The 18030-nt window shown below is 64.6% G+C and carries 20 protein-coding genes and 2 pseudogenes; 14 read left to right on the forward strand and 8 right to left on the reverse strand.

Annotated elements, in window-relative coordinates; all coding sequences use genetic code 11:
* Positions 1-57 precede the first annotated feature (57 nt).
* From rpiA to gor, 3 genes are read left to right on the forward strand one after another with little or no spacing between them, the layout of a single operon-like run.
* Positions 58-771: a ribose-5-phosphate isomerase RpiA gene (gene rpiA, locus JQ603_RS09765; protein WP_212338770.1), complete on the forward strand. Its 714-nt coding sequence runs from the start codon at positions 58-60 to the stop codon at positions 769-771.
* Between the two features lie 2 nt (positions 772-773).
* Positions 774-1325, forward strand: a complete 552-nt coding sequence (locus JQ603_RS09770) for a DUF2059 domain-containing protein (RefSeq protein WP_212338772.1) — start codon at positions 774-776, stop codon at positions 1323-1325.
* A 55-nt stretch (positions 1326-1380) separates the two neighbouring features.
* On the forward strand, positions 1381-2769 hold the full coding sequence (gene gor / locus JQ603_RS09775) for a glutathione-disulfide reductase (protein WP_212338774.1): 1389 nt from the start codon (positions 1381-1383) through the stop codon (positions 2767-2769).
* A gap of 153 nt (positions 2770-2922) precedes the next feature.
* On the opposite strand, the pseudogene JQ603_RS38410 reads toward gor, so the two are convergent.
* From JQ603_RS38410 to JQ603_RS09785, 3 genes and pseudogenes are all read right to left on the reverse strand, one after another.
* A pseudogene (locus tag JQ603_RS38410) lies at positions 2923-3106 on the reverse strand (hypothetical protein); the annotation flags it as partial.
* A gap of 1000 nt (positions 3107-4106) precedes the next feature.
* Entirely contained in the window at positions 4107-5246 is a 1140-nt protein-coding gene (locus JQ603_RS09780; protein ID WP_212338777.1) for a hypothetical protein, read from the reverse strand.
* 347 nt (positions 5247-5593) lie between these two features.
* Positions 5594-5779, reverse strand: coding sequence for a hypothetical protein (locus tag JQ603_RS09785; RefSeq protein ID WP_212338779.1), 186 nt, complete (start codon positions 5777-5779; stop codon positions 5594-5596).
* Positions 5780-5972: 193 nt separating this feature from the next.
* On the opposite strand from JQ603_RS09785, the gene JQ603_RS09790 reads away from it, so the two are divergent.
* The 5 genes from JQ603_RS09790 to JQ603_RS09810 all read left to right on the forward strand — a co-directional run bounded on the left by JQ603_RS09790 (position 5973) and on the right by JQ603_RS09810 (position 8847).
* The gene (locus tag JQ603_RS09790; protein ID WP_212338782.1) at positions 5973-6350 is read left to right on the forward strand and encodes a nuclear transport factor 2 family protein; all 378 of its coding nucleotides are present in this window, start codon (positions 5973-5975) and stop codon (positions 6348-6350) included.
* A 430-nt stretch (positions 6351-6780) separates the two neighbouring features.
* Entirely contained in the window at positions 6781-7236 is a 456-nt protein-coding gene (locus tag JQ603_RS09795) for a TerB family tellurite resistance protein (RefSeq protein ID WP_212338785.1), read from the forward strand.
* 2 nt (positions 7237-7238) lie between these two features.
* Positions 7239-7601, forward strand: a complete 363-nt coding sequence (locus JQ603_RS09800) for a hypothetical protein (protein ID WP_212338787.1) — start codon at positions 7239-7241, stop codon at positions 7599-7601.
* Positions 7598-8230, forward strand: a complete 633-nt coding sequence (locus tag JQ603_RS09805; RefSeq protein WP_212338790.1) for a YjbE family putative metal transport protein — start codon at positions 7598-7600, stop codon at positions 8228-8230. Before JQ603_RS09800 ends, JQ603_RS09805 begins: the two co-directional genes overlap by 4 nt.
* A gap of 35 nt (positions 8231-8265) precedes the next feature.
* On the forward strand, positions 8266-8847 hold the full coding sequence (locus JQ603_RS09810; RefSeq protein ID WP_212338793.1) for a TIGR00645 family protein: 582 nt from the start codon (positions 8266-8268) through the stop codon (positions 8845-8847).
* 55 nt (positions 8848-8902) lie between these two features.
* Here JQ603_RS09810 and JQ603_RS09815 read toward each other — a convergent pair whose 3' ends face one another.
* Positions 8903-9841: a LysR family transcriptional regulator gene (locus tag JQ603_RS09815; RefSeq protein ID WP_212338796.1), complete on the reverse strand. Its 939-nt coding sequence runs from the start codon at positions 9839-9841 to the stop codon at positions 8903-8905.
* A gap of 162 nt (positions 9842-10003) precedes the next feature.
* Here JQ603_RS09815 and JQ603_RS09820 point away from each other — a divergent pair, with 162 nt between their 5' ends.
* Together JQ603_RS09820 and JQ603_RS09825 are read left to right on the forward strand one after the other, a co-directional pair.
* The gene (locus tag JQ603_RS09820; RefSeq protein WP_212338798.1) at positions 10004-10579 is read left to right on the forward strand and encodes a hypothetical protein; all 576 of its coding nucleotides are present in this window, start codon (positions 10004-10006) and stop codon (positions 10577-10579) included.
* Positions 10580-10735: 156 nt separating this feature from the next.
* Complete coding sequence (locus tag JQ603_RS09825) at positions 10736-11113, forward strand: hypothetical protein (protein WP_212338799.1); 378 nt, start codon at positions 10736-10738, stop codon at positions 11111-11113.
* Positions 11114-11149: 36 nt separating this feature from the next.
* On the opposite strand, the gene JQ603_RS09830 is transcribed toward JQ603_RS09825, so the two are convergent.
* The 3 genes from JQ603_RS09830 to JQ603_RS09840 all read right to left on the reverse strand — a co-directional run bounded on the left by JQ603_RS09830 (position 11150) and on the right by JQ603_RS09840 (position 13143).
* Positions 11150-11596 (reverse strand): hypothetical protein, encoded by a 447-nt coding sequence (locus JQ603_RS09830; RefSeq protein ID WP_212338804.1) that lies wholly within the window; start codon positions 11594-11596, stop codon positions 11150-11152.
* Between the two features lie 14 nt (positions 11597-11610).
* The gene (locus JQ603_RS09835; protein ID WP_212338807.1) at positions 11611-11985 is read right to left on the reverse strand and encodes a winged helix-turn-helix domain-containing protein; all 375 of its coding nucleotides are present in this window, start codon (positions 11983-11985) and stop codon (positions 11611-11613) included.
* Positions 11986-12060: 75 nt separating this feature from the next.
* On the reverse strand, positions 12061-13143 hold the full coding sequence (locus JQ603_RS09840) for a substrate-binding domain-containing protein (RefSeq protein ID WP_212338815.1): 1083 nt from the start codon (positions 13141-13143) through the stop codon (positions 12061-12063).
* Between the two features lie 115 nt (positions 13144-13258).
* On the opposite strand from JQ603_RS09840, the gene JQ603_RS09845 reads away from it, so the two are divergent.
* Positions 13259-14743, forward strand: coding sequence for an aldehyde dehydrogenase family protein (locus tag JQ603_RS09845; protein ID WP_212339967.1), 1485 nt, complete (start codon positions 13259-13261; stop codon positions 14741-14743).
* Positions 14744-14929: 186 nt separating this feature from the next.
* The gene (locus JQ603_RS09850; RefSeq protein WP_212338817.1) at positions 14930-15193 is read left to right on the forward strand and encodes a hypothetical protein; all 264 of its coding nucleotides are present in this window, start codon (positions 14930-14932) and stop codon (positions 15191-15193) included.
* 4 nt (positions 15194-15197) lie between these two features.
* Here the strand turns inward: JQ603_RS09850 and JQ603_RS09855 are convergent.
* Positions 15198-16087, reverse strand: a pseudogene (locus JQ603_RS09855) (alpha/beta hydrolase family protein).
* Between the two features lie 180 nt (positions 16088-16267).
* On the opposite strand from JQ603_RS09855, the gene JQ603_RS09860 reads away from it, so the two are divergent.
* Both JQ603_RS09860 and JQ603_RS09865 read left to right on the forward strand, forming a co-directional pair.
* Positions 16268-17656, forward strand: a complete 1389-nt coding sequence (locus tag JQ603_RS09860; protein WP_212338819.1) for a class II 3-deoxy-7-phosphoheptulonate synthase — start codon at positions 16268-16270, stop codon at positions 17654-17656.
* Between the two features lie 4 nt (positions 17657-17660).
* A complete protein-coding gene (locus JQ603_RS09865; RefSeq protein WP_212338821.1) occupies positions 17661-18014 on the forward strand; it encodes a diacylglycerol kinase in 354 nt (117 codons plus the stop codon).
* Positions 18015-18030: the final 16 nt, after the last annotated feature.

The raw sequence follows: 18030 nt of genomic DNA on the forward strand, positions 1-18030 counted from the left end.
AGGCCGCCGCAAGCGGCTAATACCGGCGGCACTCTCAAGCCAGAGGCGGGCGCAAAATTGAACATGGACCAGTTGAAGCGGCAGGCGGCGGCGCGGGCGCTGGAGGAGGTGCGTGACGGCATGCAGCTCGGGCTCGGCACCGGCTCGACCGCAAAGCATTTCGTCGAGCTGCTCGGCGAGCGGGTGGCGGCCGGGCTCAAGGTGATCGGCGTGCCGACCTCCGAGGCCACGCGCGCCGATGCGGAGCGTTGCGGTGTGAAGCTGACCACGCTGGATGAGATCGACCATCTCGACATCACCGTCGACGGCGCGGACGAGATCGATCCCGAGCTCAATCTGATCAAGGGCGGTGGCGGAGCGCTGCTGCGCGAGAAGATCGTGGCGGCCGCCTCGGACCGCATGATCGTGATTGCCGACGACAGCAAATGGGTGCCGACGCTCGGCAAGTTTCCGCTGCCGGTCGAGGTCATCCCGTTCGGGCTTGGCGCGACGCGCCGCGCGATCGAAAAGGCATTTGCCGACTGCGGCGTTTCCGGGCAAATGGCGGTCCGCAAGGCCAAGGACGGCCACGTTTTCGTCACCGATGGCGGCCACTGGATCGTCGATGCCCAGCTCGGACGTATTGCGGATCCCGCCAGCCTCGCCAAGGCGTTGAGCGCGATCCCCGGCGTGGTCGAGCATGGATTGTTCATCGGCTTGGCCAGCTCGGCCGTCCTGGCGGGTGGCGAGGGAATTCGCGTGATTGAACGGCGAAAGCCGAAAGGAGACTAGGAATGAAGAGCTTTTTGAAATTATTGCCGGCCGCGACCCTTGCTGCTGGCCTGGCCGTCGCGGCGGTCCCGGCGATGGCGCAGCAGGCGGCGCCGGCCCAGCCCAAGGCTGCCGCAGCGCCGGCCCAGCCGAAGGCCTCGCCGGCGGCGATCGCCGCGGCCAGGGAAATTTTGCAGATCAAGAACGCCACGGCGATGTATCAGGGCGCCGTGCCCGGCCTCGTCGAGAAGACCAAGATCGCGCTGACGCAGCAGAACCTCAACTACCAGAAGGACCTCAACGAAGTCGCGCCGATCGTGGCCCAGCAGCTCGCCGGCCGCCAGAACGAGATCGGTGAAGGCATGGCGCAGATCTATGCCAGCGAGTTCACCGAGCAGGAGCTGAAGGATCTCGTCACCTTCTACAGGTCGCCGCTGGGCAAGAAGCTGATCGAAGCCGAGCCGCGCGCGATCGGCCTCAGCATGGCCTTCATGAACTCCTGGGCCCAGAACTTCTCGGAAACCGTGATGGGTGCCTTCCGCGCCGAGATGCGCAAGCGTGGCAAGGAAATCTGACAGACACTATCTGATCAGAATCCTGATCGTGGTCTAGAAGAGGTCGGAGTGGACAATGGCTGAATTCGACGTCGACCTCTTCGTCATCGGTGGCGGCTCGGGCGGCGTGCGTGCCGCCCGCATCGCGGCCGGTCACGGCGCCCGCGTAATGATCGCGGAAGAGTATCGCATGGGCGGCACCTGTGTGATCCGCGGCTGCGTGCCGAAGAAGCTGTTCGTGATCGGCTCGCATGTCCGCCACGAGATCGAGGATGCCGCCGGCTTCGGCTGGACCATCCCGTCCATGAGCTTCGACTGGGCGACGCTGATCGCCAACAAGGACAAGGAGATCGCGCGGCTGGAGGCGGCCTACACGACGAATGTCGAGAAGTCGGGCGCGCAGATCGTCAAGAGCCGTGCGGTGATCGAGGACAAGCACACCATCCGCCTGCTCGAGAACGACAAGAAGCTCACGGCGAAATACATCCTGATCGCCACCGGCGGTGCGCCCAACCATGGCGCGGCGATTCCCGGCATCGAGCACGTGATCTCGTCCAACGAGGCGTTTCACCTCAAGAAGCTGCCGAAGCGGATCGTGATCCAGGGCGGCGGCTACATCGCGCTGGAATTCGCCGGCATCTTTGCCGGCTTCGGCTCCGACGTCACCGTGATCTATCGCGGCGACAACATCTTGCGCGGTTTCGACGAGGACGTCCGCACGCATGTGCGAGCCGAGATGGAGAAGCAGGGCATCACCATCCTCACCGGTTGCACGGTGACCAAGGTCGACCGTCACGGCGAGGAGTTCACCACCCATCTGTCGAACGGCTCGAGCATCGCCTCCGACCAGGTGATGTTCGCGATCGGCCGCCATCCCAACGTCGCCAATCTCGGCCTGGAGAACGCCGGCGTCGCCATCAATCCAAGGAATGGCGGTATCGCGGTCGATCATTTCTCCAAGAGCTCGGTCGACAGCATCTACGCGATCGGCGACGTCACCCATCGCTTCAACCTGACGCCGGTCGCGATCCGCGAGGGCCATGCCTTCGCCGACACCGTGTTCGGCAAGCGCGAGGTGCAGGTGGATCACGCCAACATCCCGACGGCCGTGTTCTCGCAGCCGGAGGTCGGCACCGTTGGCTTGACGGAGACCGAGGCGCGCGCGCAATTCAGCCATGTCGACATCTACAAGACGACCTTCCGCCCCATCAAGGCAACGATGTCGGGCCGCGACACCCGCGTTCTGATGAAGCTCGTGGTCGACGGCTCGACCGACCGCGTGCTCGGCTGCCACATCGTCGGCGATGCCGCGGCCGAGATCACGCAAGCCGTGGCGATCGCGGTGAAGATGAAGGCGACCAAGGCGGATTTCGACGCGACCATCGCGCTGCATCCGACCGCGGCAGAAGAGCTCGTCACCATGCGCACCCCGACCGCGCGCCACGTGCGGCAGGCGGCGGAGTAGGGCTGTCGGAAGAGCCTGGCCTGCATGGTTCGAGACGCCCGCTTTGGCGGGCTCCTCACCATGAGGGTCTAAGATCTCGCCGCGAAGTGTGACCTCATCCTGAGGGCCCGCCATAGGCGGGCGTCTCGAAGGATGGCCGCAAGCGAAGACGTACGCGTACAGATACCCGACCGGCCTGCCTTCGGTGCGCAGGGGACGGACGTCCTTGTGCGTGATGATCTGACCGGCGAGGCCGTCGATCTCGTCGCGCTGCGTCGGTGTCCAGCCGCGCCGGCTCGTTCATACCCTTCAGCAGGCCTCTCAGGACCTGGGCATTTTCGCCGACGCCGATGAGGCTGATCGACTCTTCCCTTCATGCACGCGAGCTACTGCAGGCGCTGCACCGGGCGGTGAGCGGAGATGATGGCCTATCGACCCACTACGCTCTAGCCAAGCTACTTAGCTGTCCCCGTCGTAACTCCTGGCGCTGTCGTAACTCCTGGCGCCGTCGCAACTCCTGGCGCCGTCGTAACTCCGCGCCGCACTTGGCGCGCTTCACGGCGACCCTCGCGGCGCACTTGGCGCGCGTCACGGCGATCCTCGCGGCGCTCGTGTCGCCCCTCACGTCGATCTTGACGCCTTTCCATACCAGCGGTCTGCGCCTCCGCGTCAGGGACCATCAGCACGGTCGGGAACGCGGCTATTGCAGTCGCCAAGCCCAAAGAAGAAAGAAGCTTCCGCCGAGAGATCATGACTACCTCCCTTGCTGGACTGCCCCAAGATTTAAAAATTTACTCGCTCTGCCCGTCCTCGTCTTGATCTATGTCATTGGACGGTTGCACTCACATCCGCCATCCTTCGACGGTCGCGCCGTCGCGTGCGCATCACCTCGACACGGCTTCTTTCGTTGAGATGCACGGCACGCACCGTCACCGCGTCACCGTCACGGCGCGGACAGGCGACGGACGCGGCAGGCAGCGCGCACCGGGAGCGGGGCAGGCCGGGAGCAACGGGCGACACCGCCAGGCGATCCCTACGGGCTGGCGCGCGATGGCGTAAACGCCAAAAGCGCTAAAACCAGAACGCCGCCAACTGAGGCAGCCCAATCGCTAAACGAACGCTATGTAGGAGGTCATCCCGGGCCGCAGGAAGGCCGTCCAGCGCCTGGGAGCGGCAGCACCACGGGGCCGGGCAGGCCGCCAGCCTATCCACAGGAAGCCGCCGGGCATTCCCGAAGCTCTTAAAACCTAACATATTAATTTTGTTGGATTTTTCTGGCCAGTCAGGCTCCCGCGAGAAGATAAACTCCGGTCAGCTGACTGAACCTGATCACGCCTACGCCCAGATGAGGCCGGCGCTCAGCCGTACAAATATCCGACCGGCTTGCCTTCGGTGCGCAGGGGACGGACGTCCTTGTGGGTGATGATCTGGCCGGCGAGGCCGTCGATCTCGTCGCGCTGCGTCGGGGTCCAGCTGCGAAGCTCGTTCATGCCCTTGAGCAGGCCGAGGCGCAGGACCTGGGTGTTCTCGCCGACGCCGATGAGGCTGATGGACTCCTTGCCCGCCGTCACCACGTCGCCGGCGGAGAGTTCAAAACTCTCGCCGGACTTCTTCTTGAATTCGGCCGTGCCGCGAATGACGCGGTAGATCACGACCTCGCCCTTGGCAAAACAGGTCGCGTCCGCCGCGGTAGACGTGCTCTTCGGCAAGAGTGCGTGGCCCCGCGGGTCGGTCGCGATGATGTGGCCGGTGACGAGATGCCCGCTCGGAATCTCGATGCCGATATCGCGCACGTAAACCGGCATGGCCGATTTGACAGGACCATCGGTGAGCGGCTTGAACAGCGCGTCCAGCGCCAGGGGATCCTGCAGCCAGAAGCCGGCATCGGCCGGACGATCATGCAGCGGATGGCTCCAGGCCACGCGCGGCGTTTCGTCCTCATTGATCTGATCCGGGCCGACGATGGTCGGGTTTGGAAAGGTGGTGGGATCGGTGATGAAGGCTTCGAGGAATTTGCCGGAATAGCCCATCGAGATCGGATCGGGCACCACCGTTTGCGGCGTCTTCAGATTCTCTTCTGTCGACAGTCCCGACCAGGTGTAGAACAGCTGCCGATGCACGATCGCGCTTTGCAGCATCACCGCGCCGGGGCCAACATTGTACCAGCGCCCGTCATAGTCGAAGGTGAACGCGCCCGAAGTGACCAGCACGAGCTGAAAGCCGCCCGGTGGCAGATGCAGATGGAAATCGGTGGGGCCGGTGTCGGGACGGTAGATCGGCAGGTTGGTCGCGACCTCGTGCAGCAGGAAGGTCTCATTGTTGGCGTGAAAGCCTTCGTTGGCGCGGTTGTAGAGCGCCTGCGGCCGGTAGGTCGCCTCATATTTCGCATTCTTGTCGCGGTCGATCGCGACGAAGTCCTGGTCATTCAGGCGAAGGGGTGAGCCATCCGGGCGGGTGAGGCCGGTGAATTTGAGATCGCCCGCAGCATGCACGTTCATGGCATTCTCCGATGTGAGGCCGTCATCCCGGAGCTGGGCGCACGCATCTTGCTGCTCCTGTCGTGGGAGGGCAGGGAATCCGGCGTGACGATGTCTTGCGAATTTTGGGCCAGTCGGCGTGCGGCGCAGCGCGCGGGCTCTCCGGCGTCTCGCGGCGAGAGAAAAATCGAGGTTGCGCCTGAAGTTAGATCGCGTGGTTCACCAGCCTGCCAGGCCCTGTTCGCAGAGCTCGCGAGTCCGGTCGAGGCACGCATTTTGTCTAATTTGTCGGCATGTCCTGCAAAGGCCATGCAGTCGTACAGGTCGCTGGGACAGGCAATCGCCGGCGGCTCAAGCTCCGGGGCGGCTCATTCGAACGACTGACGGACGGTCCGCTCGGGCTTGCCGGACGGGCTGTCTGCCCACTTCGCCATGTCGACCGCGCGCGCGTCGATGCCTTCGCACCAGAGACAGCTCAGCTCCGCGCGGCCCTTGGCCGTCAGCATCGGGACAAGCGCATGGCCGCAGCCGGTGCAGGACGTGATGCTGTGCATGCGATTCTCCGCGATCATCGAACTTCAGGGGCGACCTTTTCGCTGCCGAAGCTTGCGCGGGCGCTATGACGGAGCGATGCGCCCCATCGGAGCTCGCCCGAGATCATAGCGATCTATGGTGACGCGGCTGCGATGCCGCCGTTTTCGCCCGGCCCCGGTGTTAAGATGCGGGACGTCGAGATCGGAGGTCGAGATGGACGATCAGGCCACGCGAGCCGCGCTTCAGCGCCATTGGGATGCTTCGGACGCCAATGATTTCGAGGCCGAGCACGACATCTATCGCGAAGATGCCGTGCTCGACTATCCGCAATCGGGCGAGCGCATTCATGGCCGCAGGAACATCCAGGAGAGCCGTTTCGTGCAGCCGAACAGGAAGCGCTTTACGATCCGGCGAATCATCGGCGGCGGCGATCTCTGGGTGAGCGAGTTCGTCCTGAGCTATGACGGGGTGCCGTCCTACGTCGTGAGCATCATGGAATTCCGTGACGGACTGGTCGCGCACGAAACGCAATATTTCGGCGACCGGTTCGATCCGTCACCGTCCCGTGCGCATCTCGTCGAGCGGGAGTGAGCTGCGTGCTCCGCGCTCCGCTGTCATTCCCCGCGGAGGCGGGGAATCCAGTACGCCGCGGCTACTCGATAATCACGCACGTCTCGGAGTACTGGATCGCCCGCCTGCGCGGGCGATGACAGCGAGAATGTGATCAGGTGCGTCGCCCGCAATTGCTTAACCAAACATGGCAACACGGAACCGATGCGGCGGCTGGTCGCAGTCGGATCGCCTTGATTCCGACAGACCCATCTTTATTTCTGGTGGCGAACAAGAATCCGGGCCCCTCTGGCGAGGACGCCGACAAATGTCGGTAAACCTCGCGATGTCGGATGACCTGTCCCGCGCGAATGCGATGGATCGGCCGACTGTCGGGCCCTCTCGACTTCCTTCCGATCCGTCGTCCCCATCGCAGCTCCGCGCGGCCATTTGCGCAAAATGAGGAGCAACGATGTCTGACGCCAAATTCTCAAATTCAATCGAGATCACCGAACCGTCCAGCCTGAACGAGCAGGCGGCGGTGGCGCTTGTCATTGCCGGCGCGCTGGTCGCCGTGGCCGACCGGCGCGTCTCGCCGGTCGAACGCGACGAGGTGATCCGCTTCATCAGGGATCGCGGATTGGCGCCGCACATCGATGACGAACGGCTGCTTTCGATCTTCGACGAACTCGCGGAACGATTGGAGGAGCCGGACTTTGCCAATGTGGTGATCGACACGCTGCGGCCGGTTTCGAACATGCCGCTGTCATCGCATCTGATCGAGCTGTCGGAGCGCGTCGCGGCCGCGGACGAGGACGTGCATCCGCACGAGGTGCAGGCGATCAAGCTGCTGCGGCTTTTGACGCTGGTGCTGCCGCGCGCGAAGCAGGTCGGGCCGGGTGCGATGAGCACTGCCCAAAAGGAGTGAGCATGAGCACGACTTCGGATGAGCAAGCGGCAGGGAACGCGGGCGCCGCCAGCCAGATGGCCGGCGGCGATCCGCGCCTCGACAAGCTCGTCCATCGCCTGCCGCCGCGCATGGGCGATACCGTCACCTATCTGCTCAGGCCGTCCAGCCGGTGGGTGCGGATCCCCTCTGGCGCGCTGCTCGTCGTCGGCGGCGTGCTCTCCTTCCTGCCGGTACTCGGCGTCTGGATGCTGCCGCTTGGCCTCGCACTGCTCGCCGAGGACGTGCCGGCGCTGCGCACCTCCCGTTCAAAGGTCCTCGATTGGGTCGAGCGGAAAAAGCCGGGATGGCTCGATCCGTCTGCATCGAAAAATGATCAATCATGACTGAATTCATCACAACCGACGCGCTGACCGCGCTGCTTCAGGTCATCCTGATCGACCTCGTGCTCGCCGGCGACAACGCCGTCGTGATCGGCCTTGCCGCCGCCGGACTTCCGGCCGCGCAGCGCCGGCGTGCCATCATCGTCGGCATTGCCGCCGCAACCGCGCTGCGCATCGTCTTTGCCGGCGTCGCGACCCAGCTCCTGCAGGTGATCGGCCTTCTGCTCGCCGGCGGCGTGCTGCTGCTCTGGGTGTGCTGGAAGATGTGGCGCGAACTGCGCGAGCATTCCGCCCATTCGAGCCAGCTCGCGTTCAGCCATGGCGGCGCGAGTGCTGCGCCGGCGCAGAAGACTTTCGGCCAGGCGGCGGTGCAGATCGTCGCCGCCGACGTCTCGATGTCGCTGGACAACGTGCTCGCGGTCGCGGGCGCCGCGCGCGAGCACCCCTACATCCTGGCTTTCGGCCTGCTGCTGTCGGTCGCGATGATGGGCGTTGCCGCCGACCTGCTCGGCCGGGTGCTGCAGAAGCAGCGCTGGATCGCCTATGTCGGTCTCGCCATCATCGTTTACGTCGCCTTCGAGATGATCTATCGCGGCTCGCTCGAGCTTGCGCCCGTGATCGCAAGTCTCTAAGCGGACGCTTCCTGCCTGCACTTGCGGAGTGATCAATGAAGTCTGAACCCAAAGCACATTTGGCTGTGCCGTCATCGCGGCCGCAAATCGGCCCGTTCGCGCAGCTGATCTTCGGCTCGCGCTGGCTGCAGGTGCCGCTCTATGTCGGCCTGATCATCGCACAGGGCGTCTACGTGCTGCTGTTCCTGAAGGAGCTCTGGCACCTGGTCGTGCATTCCTTCGACGCCAGCGAGCAGCAGATCATGCTGGTCGTGCTCGGACTGATCGACGTCGTCATGATCTCGAACCTCTTGGTGATGGTGATCGTCGGCGGTTACGAGACGTTCGTTTCCCGGCTCAACCTGAGCGGCCATCCCGACGAGCCGGAATGGCTCAGCCATGTCAACGCCAGCGTGCTCAAGATCAAGCTGGCGATGGCCATCATCGGCATCTCCTCGATCTCGCTGCTGCGGACCTTCATCGAGGCCGGCAATCTCGGAACCACGCGCAGCAATTTCACCGAGAGCGGCGTGATGTGGCAGGTCCTGATCCACCTGACCTTCATCATCTCCGCGATCGGCATCGCCTGGGTCGACCGCCTCAGCGAGAACGGCCACCGCAAGCAGGCTGGTCACTGAGCGTCGACTTGCGAACGGTTGCGGAGCGCTTGCCGGCTGTGCTGCGTCTCCAGCGCTAGGGCGTGTGCGGATGGGCGGCGTTCTCGCGCCGCTCGCGCTCGCCCAATTCGCGCACCAGCTCCTGAAGGAAGGATTCGGTGTAGGCGGGTAGCGTCCGCTCGGCGCGGACATAGATGCCGAGATCGGACCAGACCGGGCTGCCGGCATTGTCGAGTGGAAGAAAGACGAGCCGGCTGTCGCGCGACAGCCTGTTGATGCCGAGCTGGGTCTGGAAGGCGACACCGACGCCGCGCGCGGCGAGCTCGCGCATCAGGTCGATCGAGTTGGCCTGGATCGCCGGCTCCGGCGTCTCCGAGAGCTGCGCAATCAGCGGCTGCAGCAGATGATAGATCGACAGCTCGGGCAGCGCGTTGATGACGGGGAAGGCGAGGCATTGCTCCAGCGTCACCGTCTTGCGGCGTGCCAGCGGATGCTCGCGTGCGACCACCGCGCCGAGACGAAACCGCTTCAAGGCGGCCTGCCGCAAATCGGGCGGATGGCGGAGCGCCATGGCGATGCCGATGTCGGCTTCGCCGCGGCTCAAGGCCTCCAGGACGTCCGACGATCCCTTCACCTCGATGGTGAAGCTGACGCGGCGGGCCCGGCCGCGGTGGGACGCGATCAGGTCCGGCAGCACGGATTCCGTCAGCGATTCGATGCAGGCGATGCTGACGGTGCCGCTCCAGGCGCCGGACAGGGACGCGACGTCCGAGCGGAAGCGGTCGAGGTCCTGGAGCACGTTCATGACATGCCGGGCCAGCATCTCGCCGACCGTCGTCAGCGTCAGGCCGCGCGCATTGCGCTCGAACAGGGGTGATCCAACCTCTTGCTCCAGCTTGAGAATCTGGCGGCTGACGGCCGAGGACGCAACGTTCAGGACGCGCGCCGCCGCCCGGATCGAGCCGGTGCGGCGAACCGCGTGGAAGTACTGGATGGCGGGTGAATGAAATCGCATGGGGCCCCTTGGCAGGACTATAACCGTTGCCGAAACGGCAGCAATATGTGCGAAATTCTCTGCTTTTCGAGAGCGCTCCTCCTCCCTAGGTTCGCGGCCGGCTTGGCCGGCCCTGCCGGGACGACGCCATGCCGTGCGCAACGCCGCGCCAGGGGATTTGGGGTGAACGAAGATATCGCTTGCGAGCTGGAGTACGGGCCGGACACCCGTCTGGTCGATCGCCGCCGCGCGGCCGCCTATGTCGGCGTGACCGCCGGGCGTTTCGAGCAATTGGTGCGCGACAACGTCGTGCCGCCGCCGGTCATGGTGGACAACAAGCGGCGCTGGCCGATCGCCTTGCTCGACGTCGCGAGGGAAGCGGTCGTCAGCAGCATGCCGTGCCTGCCGCAGGTGATGGCCGACGCCGCGCCGGAGGCGCACCCCTGCGAGCGCGATCCGGCACCCTCGCATGAATTGCCCGATCAGGCCTGGTTCGAGCAGCGCACGCGGTTCGTGCAGCGCGTGCGCCGCTCGCTGCTCTCCGGCAACGAGATCCGTCTGCTGCGCGAGTTCAAGCTGCTCAAGCAGAACCGGATCAGCATGTTCGGCTACTACGGCAGCTTCGAAGCGCTGATGGTGCGCGGCTATATCGTCGAGATCGATCGCAAGCCACCGTCGAGCCGGCCGCTGGTGACCTATCGCCTGACCGAACGCGGCGAGCAGGTGGTGTCGGCGCTGAAGGACGAGCCGCTGATGTGAGCGGGCCGGGTGGCGCTGCCGGGACCGTGTCGCCCTCAGAAGTCGAAGCCACGCTCCCCCGGCCGGTTCGAGATATTCCAAAAGAACCGGCTGGACCTGATCGCATCTATCGCTATATCTTTAAGGATATAGCGGAACTGCGCTCCGGAGTTCTCGATGGAGATCAAGGTCAGATCGCTCACGACCTGCGAGGTGGCGGCCGACGGCGGTGCGATCTCGCTGGGGTTCGAGGACGTGACGGGCAATTCGGCTGCCGTCCGCGTCTCGCTCAACCAGGTCGGTGCCCTCATCATGACACTTCCGGGATTGCTCGAGACGGCGCTGAAGGCCCGTTACGGCGACCAGAGCCTGCGCTACGCCTATCCGCTGGCGTCCTGGGTGCTGGAGCAATCGACCGACACGACCCAGCGCATCATCACGCTGCAGACCGAGGACGGCTTCAAGGTCCGCTTCTCGATCCCGAAGGCGGAGCAGAGCCTGCTCGGTGAGGCTCTGACGCAGCCGATGCCGGAAGTGAATGTGCGGCCGAGCTAGCGCGCGCACTCAAAGCCGCGGCAGCCAGCGCCGGGCTCATTCGGCCCTAGAGCGTTCGATTTCGTTCACATAATCGGCCCACTCGAATTCAAAGGGCCCGACGCCGAGCTCGGAAGCGGCATCAATTTCATTTTCATGTGCGAAATCGGACCACCGCACGCCACGATCAGTTCGAGAGACGCGAGCGGTGATGGCGCCACAAGCGAAGTCGCCACACTCCGGACAGACAAAAAGAGCCACCCGGTGCCCGTCCACCGGGGCATCAGAAGACAACATGGCCGCCGTTCGTCCATTGAACCGTCGGGCGAAGTCACGTTCGAATTCTGGGTTCGAGAGAGAACCGCACATATCGAATGTGAGCCCCCCGGCAGCTTCGAAGAGCGATACTCCATTGACGACGAAGTCGAACGTTCGCCGCTCCTGGTGCGGAGGATTTGTGCCGCCGATCCGATGCAGGGGCGCTAATTCAAGCCGATCCATCATGTCCACCCGTCCGCTCACGACTTCCGCGAACGGGCGATGTCGCTCCTGAGCGCTTCCAGCTCCTTGTGCACGGCGCGCGCGGCGTCGCGCTCGATCTTGCGGTAGCGTGCGACAAGCTTTTCGCCGAACGGGGTCAGCATCGCCCCGCCGCCGTTCTTGCCGCCGGCCTGTGGCTCCACGACGGGATGTCCGCAGATGCGCTTGATCTCGTCGACGAGATCCCAGGCCCGCTTGTAGGACATGTCCATGGCGCGACCGGCCGCCGAGATTGAGCCGTGCTCGCGGATCTGCTCAAGCAGCTCGATCTTGCCGGGCCCGATCCGGTCCTCGCCGTCGAGGTCGATGCGAAGGCTCAATTGGGGAAGCGATTTGGCGCTCGCGCGCGACATGACGAGGACTCTTGGATCAATTCGCAACTGAGATTGCCACTCTTGCCTGCCGCGGACAAGGTGAGGGCGCATTCGTCACCGCACGGCGTGCATCTCCAGGAACGCCTTCACGCCGGTCACGGTGCCCGTGTCCGACGGCACGTAGCCGGGCAGGGTGGCGACGGCGGCGCGAAAATCGGCGCTGCGGATGATCTCGAGGATGCGCTGCATCGGGGCGGTATCGAGGAAGGCGCGCTTGCAGACGAAGAAATAATCCTCGGTGAGGATGCGGATGAAGTCGAGGCCGAACTGTCGCGCGGCCGCCTCGACGCCGAAGCACGCGTCCGCCATGCCGCTCGCGACATAGGCCGCGACCGCGGCGTGGGTGAACTCGATCTGCTGCGCGCCGTTGATCTTGCTCTCGTCGATGCCGTTTGCGGCGAGCAACTGGTCGAACAGCAGGCGCGTGCCGGAATCATGGTCGCGGTTGACGAAACGGACGTTCGGTTTGGTGAGGTCGTGAAGCGAGGCGATGCGCAGCGGATTGCCGCGCGCGACCATCAGCCCCATCTCGCGCGTGACGAAGCTGATGATGCGGTCTTCGCGCGGGTCGAGCCATTCGCGCGCGGCCTTGATGCCTTGTGCGCGCAGCGCGCCGTGCGGCAGATGCAGACCGGAGAGATCGCAGGCGCCTTGCGCCAGCGAGACCAGCGAATGCTGGTTGCTGACATAGCGCAGATCGACGCCGATGCCGGGCTCGCGGTCGAGGAATTCGCGCAGCTTTGCCACGGCAAAGCCGTGGCTGGCATGCACGCGGATCACGGACGGGCGCTGCTCGAGGAACGGCTTGATCTCGCTTGCCAGCTCCTGCGCGAGGTTCTCGAGCTGCGGCCCGAGTCGCGCCTGCATCCGCTCGCCGGCCCACACCAGCCGCTCGCCGAACGGCGTGAGTTTTGAGCCCTTGCCGCGCTGGGTCTCGACCAGAGGGGTTCCGAAGAACTCCGACCATTGCTCGATCAGATTCCAGACGTGGCGATAGGAGAGGTGCGCGTCGCTGGCGGCGCTGGTGATCTTGCCGGTCTTCCGGATTTCGTTGAGGACGCCGAGCATGACGGCGACGGTGCGCGGGCTGCCCTCGCGGCGAAACCGCCAGACGGCCTCGATCTCGATCTGAAGCATTTGACCTTTCCTTATGAACTTCGCTTCATATACTTGGCGTCCATTTGCACATCATATCATATTTACTCCGGCGAATAGGCGCCTAGTCTGGTATACCAGAACAGGAGGAAATATGATGTCAGTTGCATATGACTTTGCGCATTCGCCGGCGACCGCGTTCATGGCCCGGCCGCAGCATCTGCTCATCGACGGCCGCCGCGTCCCCGCCAGCTCCGGCCGCACCTTCAAATCCCTCAACCCCGCAACGGGGCAGGTCATTGCCATCGTCGCCGAGGGTGGCGAGGCTGATGTCGAGCATGCGGTCGCCGCGGCACGCCGGGCGTTCGAAGGCCCCTGGCGCACGATGCGCGCCTCCGAGCGTGGCCAGATATTGCTGCGCTGGGCGGACCTGCTGAAGGCACACGCCGAGGAAATCATCGAGCTCGAGTCCATCGACGCCGGCAAGCCCATTGCCGCGACGATGCGTCAAGACTTTCCCGCTGCTGTCGACACGCTGATCTATTACGCCGGCTGGGCCGACAAGATCAGCGGCGACGTCGTGCCGGTGCGCGACGATGCGCTGACCTACACCATGCGCGAGCCGGTCGGCGTGGTCGCGGCGATCGTGCCGTGGAATTTCCCGCTGATGATCGGGATGTGGAAGCTCGCGCCGGCGCTGGCCTGCGGCTGCACCGTCGTGATGAAGCCGGCCGAGCTGACCTCGCTATCGGCGCTGCGCATCGCCGAGCTCGCGCTCGAAGCGGGCCTGCCGGCTGGCGTCTTCAACGTCGTGACGGGTCCGGGACGCGTCGTCGGCGACGCGCTGGTCAATCACCCCGACGTGGACAAGGTCACCTTCACCGGCTCGCCCGGTGTGGGGCGCGGAATCATGAAGGGCGCGGCCGGCAACTTCAAGCGCGTCTCGCTCGAGCTCGGCGGCAAGTCGGCCAATGTCATCTTCGACGATGCCGATCTTGAAGCGGCTTCCAAGGCCGCGGCCTCCGGCATCTTCTTCAATGCCGGCCAGGTGTGCTCGGCAGGCTCCCGGGTGCTGGTGCAGGAGAAGGCCTATGACGAGGTCGTCGAGCGACTGGCTGCACGTGCGAAATCGCTCAGGATCGGCGATCCGCTCGACCGCAAGACGGCGCTCGGTCCCGTCATCTCCGAGAAGCAGATGAAGTCGATCCTCGACTATGTCGATATCGGCCAGAGGGAAGGCGCGAGCCTCGTCACCGGCGGAACGCGGATCGGCGAGCGCGGTTACTTCATCAGCCCCGCCGTGTTCGCCGATGTCGCGCATGAGATGCGGATCTCGCAGGAGGAAATCTTCGGCCCCGTCGTCAGCGTCATCAAGTTCAAGGACGAAGCCGACGCCCTGCGGATCGCGAACGGCACCGCCTACAGCCTCGCCGCCGGCGTCTGGAGCCGCGACGTCGGCAAGCTGCAGCGCTTCGCCAAACGGGCCCGCGCCGGCACGGTCTGGATGAACACCTATGGCTATACCGACGTGCGCCTGCCCTGGGGCGGCGAGCGCGACTCCGGCCTCGGCCGCGAGCACGGCTCCGCCGCGCTCGACAATTTCACCGAGCCCAAGGCTGTCTGGATGAATCTGGCCGTCTGATAACCTCCCGATCGGCCAATCCTGAGCCCGCCTGATCGTCCGGTCAGGCGGGCTCTTTTTCGAGATCGATAAAATTGTCTGCATTCGGCTCAGCGGCCGCAAACCCTCTCTATAAGAAGCACGGCGCCTTAAACCAGAGCTTTGGAACCGAGCTGCATCCTGCCCGCAACAGGGCAGGGCATTATCATGTCAATTTTCAAGGAGGTCGTCGTGGCGGTTGCGGGAGTGTACGCGCTCCTGTTCGCCTGCGATGCAGTGTTCGGCGTCGGCGAGACGCGCTTCGACGACAACTATTACAGCGCCAGCTTCTATGCGCCGCGGCCGAAGGAGTTTCGGTTTGCGAGCGACACGCCGCCGGCGGTCCGCGTCAGCGACGCCTTCGCGCAGTTTGCGCCGAGCGATGCCAAGCCGAACAGGCGTTACTCGTCGCTGACGACGATCATTCGCTGACGGCTCACTCCCCCTGGAGCCATTCCGCGACGCCGCGCCACAGCGTGTCGCGGGGCGGAAGAAGCCGAAATGGCCGATTCCCTTGGTGCCGACGTCGGACGGCTTCACCGTCAACACCTCCGGCTTGATCGCGGTGAAGCCGCTCGCGAGCAGCTCGACCGCCGGGCGTGTCGCCCAGGGATCGTCGGAGAAGCACAGCGCGCGCAGCTCGCCCTTGAATTTTGCAAAATTGTCCAGCGCCGGCAGCTTTGAATCGAACAAATAGCGCGGGCTCCGGACCCACTCGGCCCATTGCAGGAAGACGCCCTTGGGCAGATCCTCGCCGATGCCGGCCCAGCCCGGCGCGTAGCCGAGTGCGTGGGCCAGCGGCACGCCGACCAAATTCATGAAGGCGTAGACGCGGTACTTCTCCGGCGAGGTCATCAGCCGCCAGGTTGCGGCCTGCGAGGCCACGAAGGCGGCGCGGGAGATCTCGCTGTTGTTCTCGATCAGCCCGAGCGCCTGGCCGCCGTAGGAATGGCCGACATAGGCAAGGGGCAAGCCATGATAGCGCTCGCGCATCCAGCGCACCGCGGCGGCGACGTCGAGCGCGGCCCAGTCCGACATCGAGGCCTTGAAGCCGACCAGCGATTTCGGCTGGTTGTAGCCGACCATCGCCGGCAGCCGGGAGTCGCCGATGCCGCGATAGTCGTAGGTGAGCACCGCACAGCCGCGATGGGCGAGATAGGAGGCAAAGCCGCGATAGATCTTTCGCGGCACGGCCGTGGCCGAATTGATCAGGACGGCGTGGCGCTTGGCGCCGCGCGGCAGGAACAGGGTGCCGGCCAGCGCATACCCGTCGGTCGCCGGGAAGCTGATCTCGTCGATGAAAACGTCGTCCGGTGCCGCGTCCATGGGCGGAAGGTATCTTGCCGGTTTCCTCGCTACCCCTAGCAAATGCGAATTCAGCTTTACCCGCAAGGGTTTGCAATGCGAAACGGATTTACAACTGGCGATGTCGTGCCAGCCTGTGTATAAGGCGGCCCTCGCAACCCTTAGATCAGGTTGTGCTTTTTGCTTCACGGAGAGATTGCGATGTCCGAGCGGTGGACGCCCGAGTCCTGGCGCAGCAAGCCGGTGCTACAGGTGCCCGATTATCCCGACGCCAAGGCTCTGGCCGACGTCGAGGCGCAGCTTGCGACCTTTCCGCCGCTGGTCTTCGCCGGCGAGGCGCGCAATCTGAAGAAGGCGCTGGCCCGTGTCGCGGCCGGTGAGGCCTTCCTGCTCCAGGGCGGCGACTGTGCCGAGAGCTTTGCCGAGCACGGCGCCAACAACATCCGCGACTTCTTCCGCGTGTTGCTGCAGATGGCGGTCGTATTGACCTATGCCGGCGCGGTGCCGGTGGTGAAGGTCGGCCGTATCGCCGGCCAATTTGCAAAACCGCGCTCATCGCCGACTGAGAAGGTTGATGGCGTCGAGCTGCCGAGCTATCGCGGCGACATCGTCAACGACATCGCGTTTACGAAAGAGGCGCGGGTGCCTGATCCGCAGCGCCAGCTGATGGCCTATCGCCAGTCGGCCGCGACGCTGAACCTGCTGCGCGCGTTCGCCACCGGCGGCTATGCCAATCTCGGCAGCGTGCATCAGTGGATGCTCGGCTTCCTCAAGGATAGTCCGCAGTCCCGCCGCTACAAGGAATTGGCCGACCGCATTTCGGACGCGCTCAATTTCATGCGCGCCTGCGGCCTCGATCTCGAGGCCCATCCCGAGCTCCGCTCGACCGATTTCTACACCAGCCACGAGGCACTGCTGCTCGGCTACGAGCAGGCCATGACCCGCGTCGATTCCACGACCGGCGACTGGTATGCGACCTCGGGCCACATGATCTGGATCGGCGATCGCACCCGCCAGCTCGATCACGGCCACATCGAATATTTCCGCGGCATCAAGAATCCGATCGGGCTCAAATGCGGCCCGTCGCTGAAGCCCGACGAACTCCTGAAGCTGATCGATGTGCTCAACCCCGACAACGAGCCGGGCCGGTTGACGCTGATCGGCCGCTTCGGCTCCGACAAGGTCGGCGAGCATCTGCCCAACATGATCCGCGCCGTGCAGCGCGAGGGCAGGGTGGTGGTCTGGTCGTGCGATCCCATGCACGGCAACACCATCACGTCGACGTCGGGCTACAAGACGCGCCCGTTCGACCGCATCCTGTCCGAGGTGAAGTCGTTTTTCGCGATCCACGCCGCCGAAGGCACTCATGCCGGCGGCGTGCATCTGGAGATGACGGGCAAGGACGTCACCGAATGTCTCGGCGGCGCCCGCGCGATCACGGACGAGGATCTCAACGACCGCTACCACACGGTCTGCGATCCCCGCCTCAACGCCGAGCAATCCATCGATATGGCCTTCCTGGTCGCCGAGCTGCTGAAGCAGGAACGCGCCGGCAAGACCAAGCCGATGCCGGCCGCAGCGGGGCTCTAGGACCTTGCTGCGAATCTGGAAGGCCACGATCAATTCCCGCAACGGTCTGGCTTTTGCGTTCCGTTCGGAGCAGGCCATCCGGGAGGAGATATTTGCGCTCCTCGCGTCGCTGCCGCTGGCCTGGTTCATCGGCGCAACCGCGATGCGCGCGGTCGAATTGATTTGTGCGGTCGCGTTCGTGCTGACGGTCGAGCTGCTCAACACCGCGATCGAGAAGCTCGCCGACCGCCTGACCATGGATCACGACAAGCAGATCGGCCGCGTCAAGGACATGGGCTCGGCGGCCGTCGGTGTGGCGCTGCTGATGGCGGGCGCGTTCTGGATCTTCGCCATCGTCGAGCGGCTGGGTTTCGTCTGACGAGAATTGAAAAGGG

The sequence above is a fragment of the Bradyrhizobium liaoningense genome, assembly GCF_018130825.1.
In the GTDB taxonomy this organism is placed as follows: Bacteria; Pseudomonadota; Alphaproteobacteria; order Rhizobiales; family Xanthobacteraceae; genus Bradyrhizobium; species Bradyrhizobium liaoningense_B.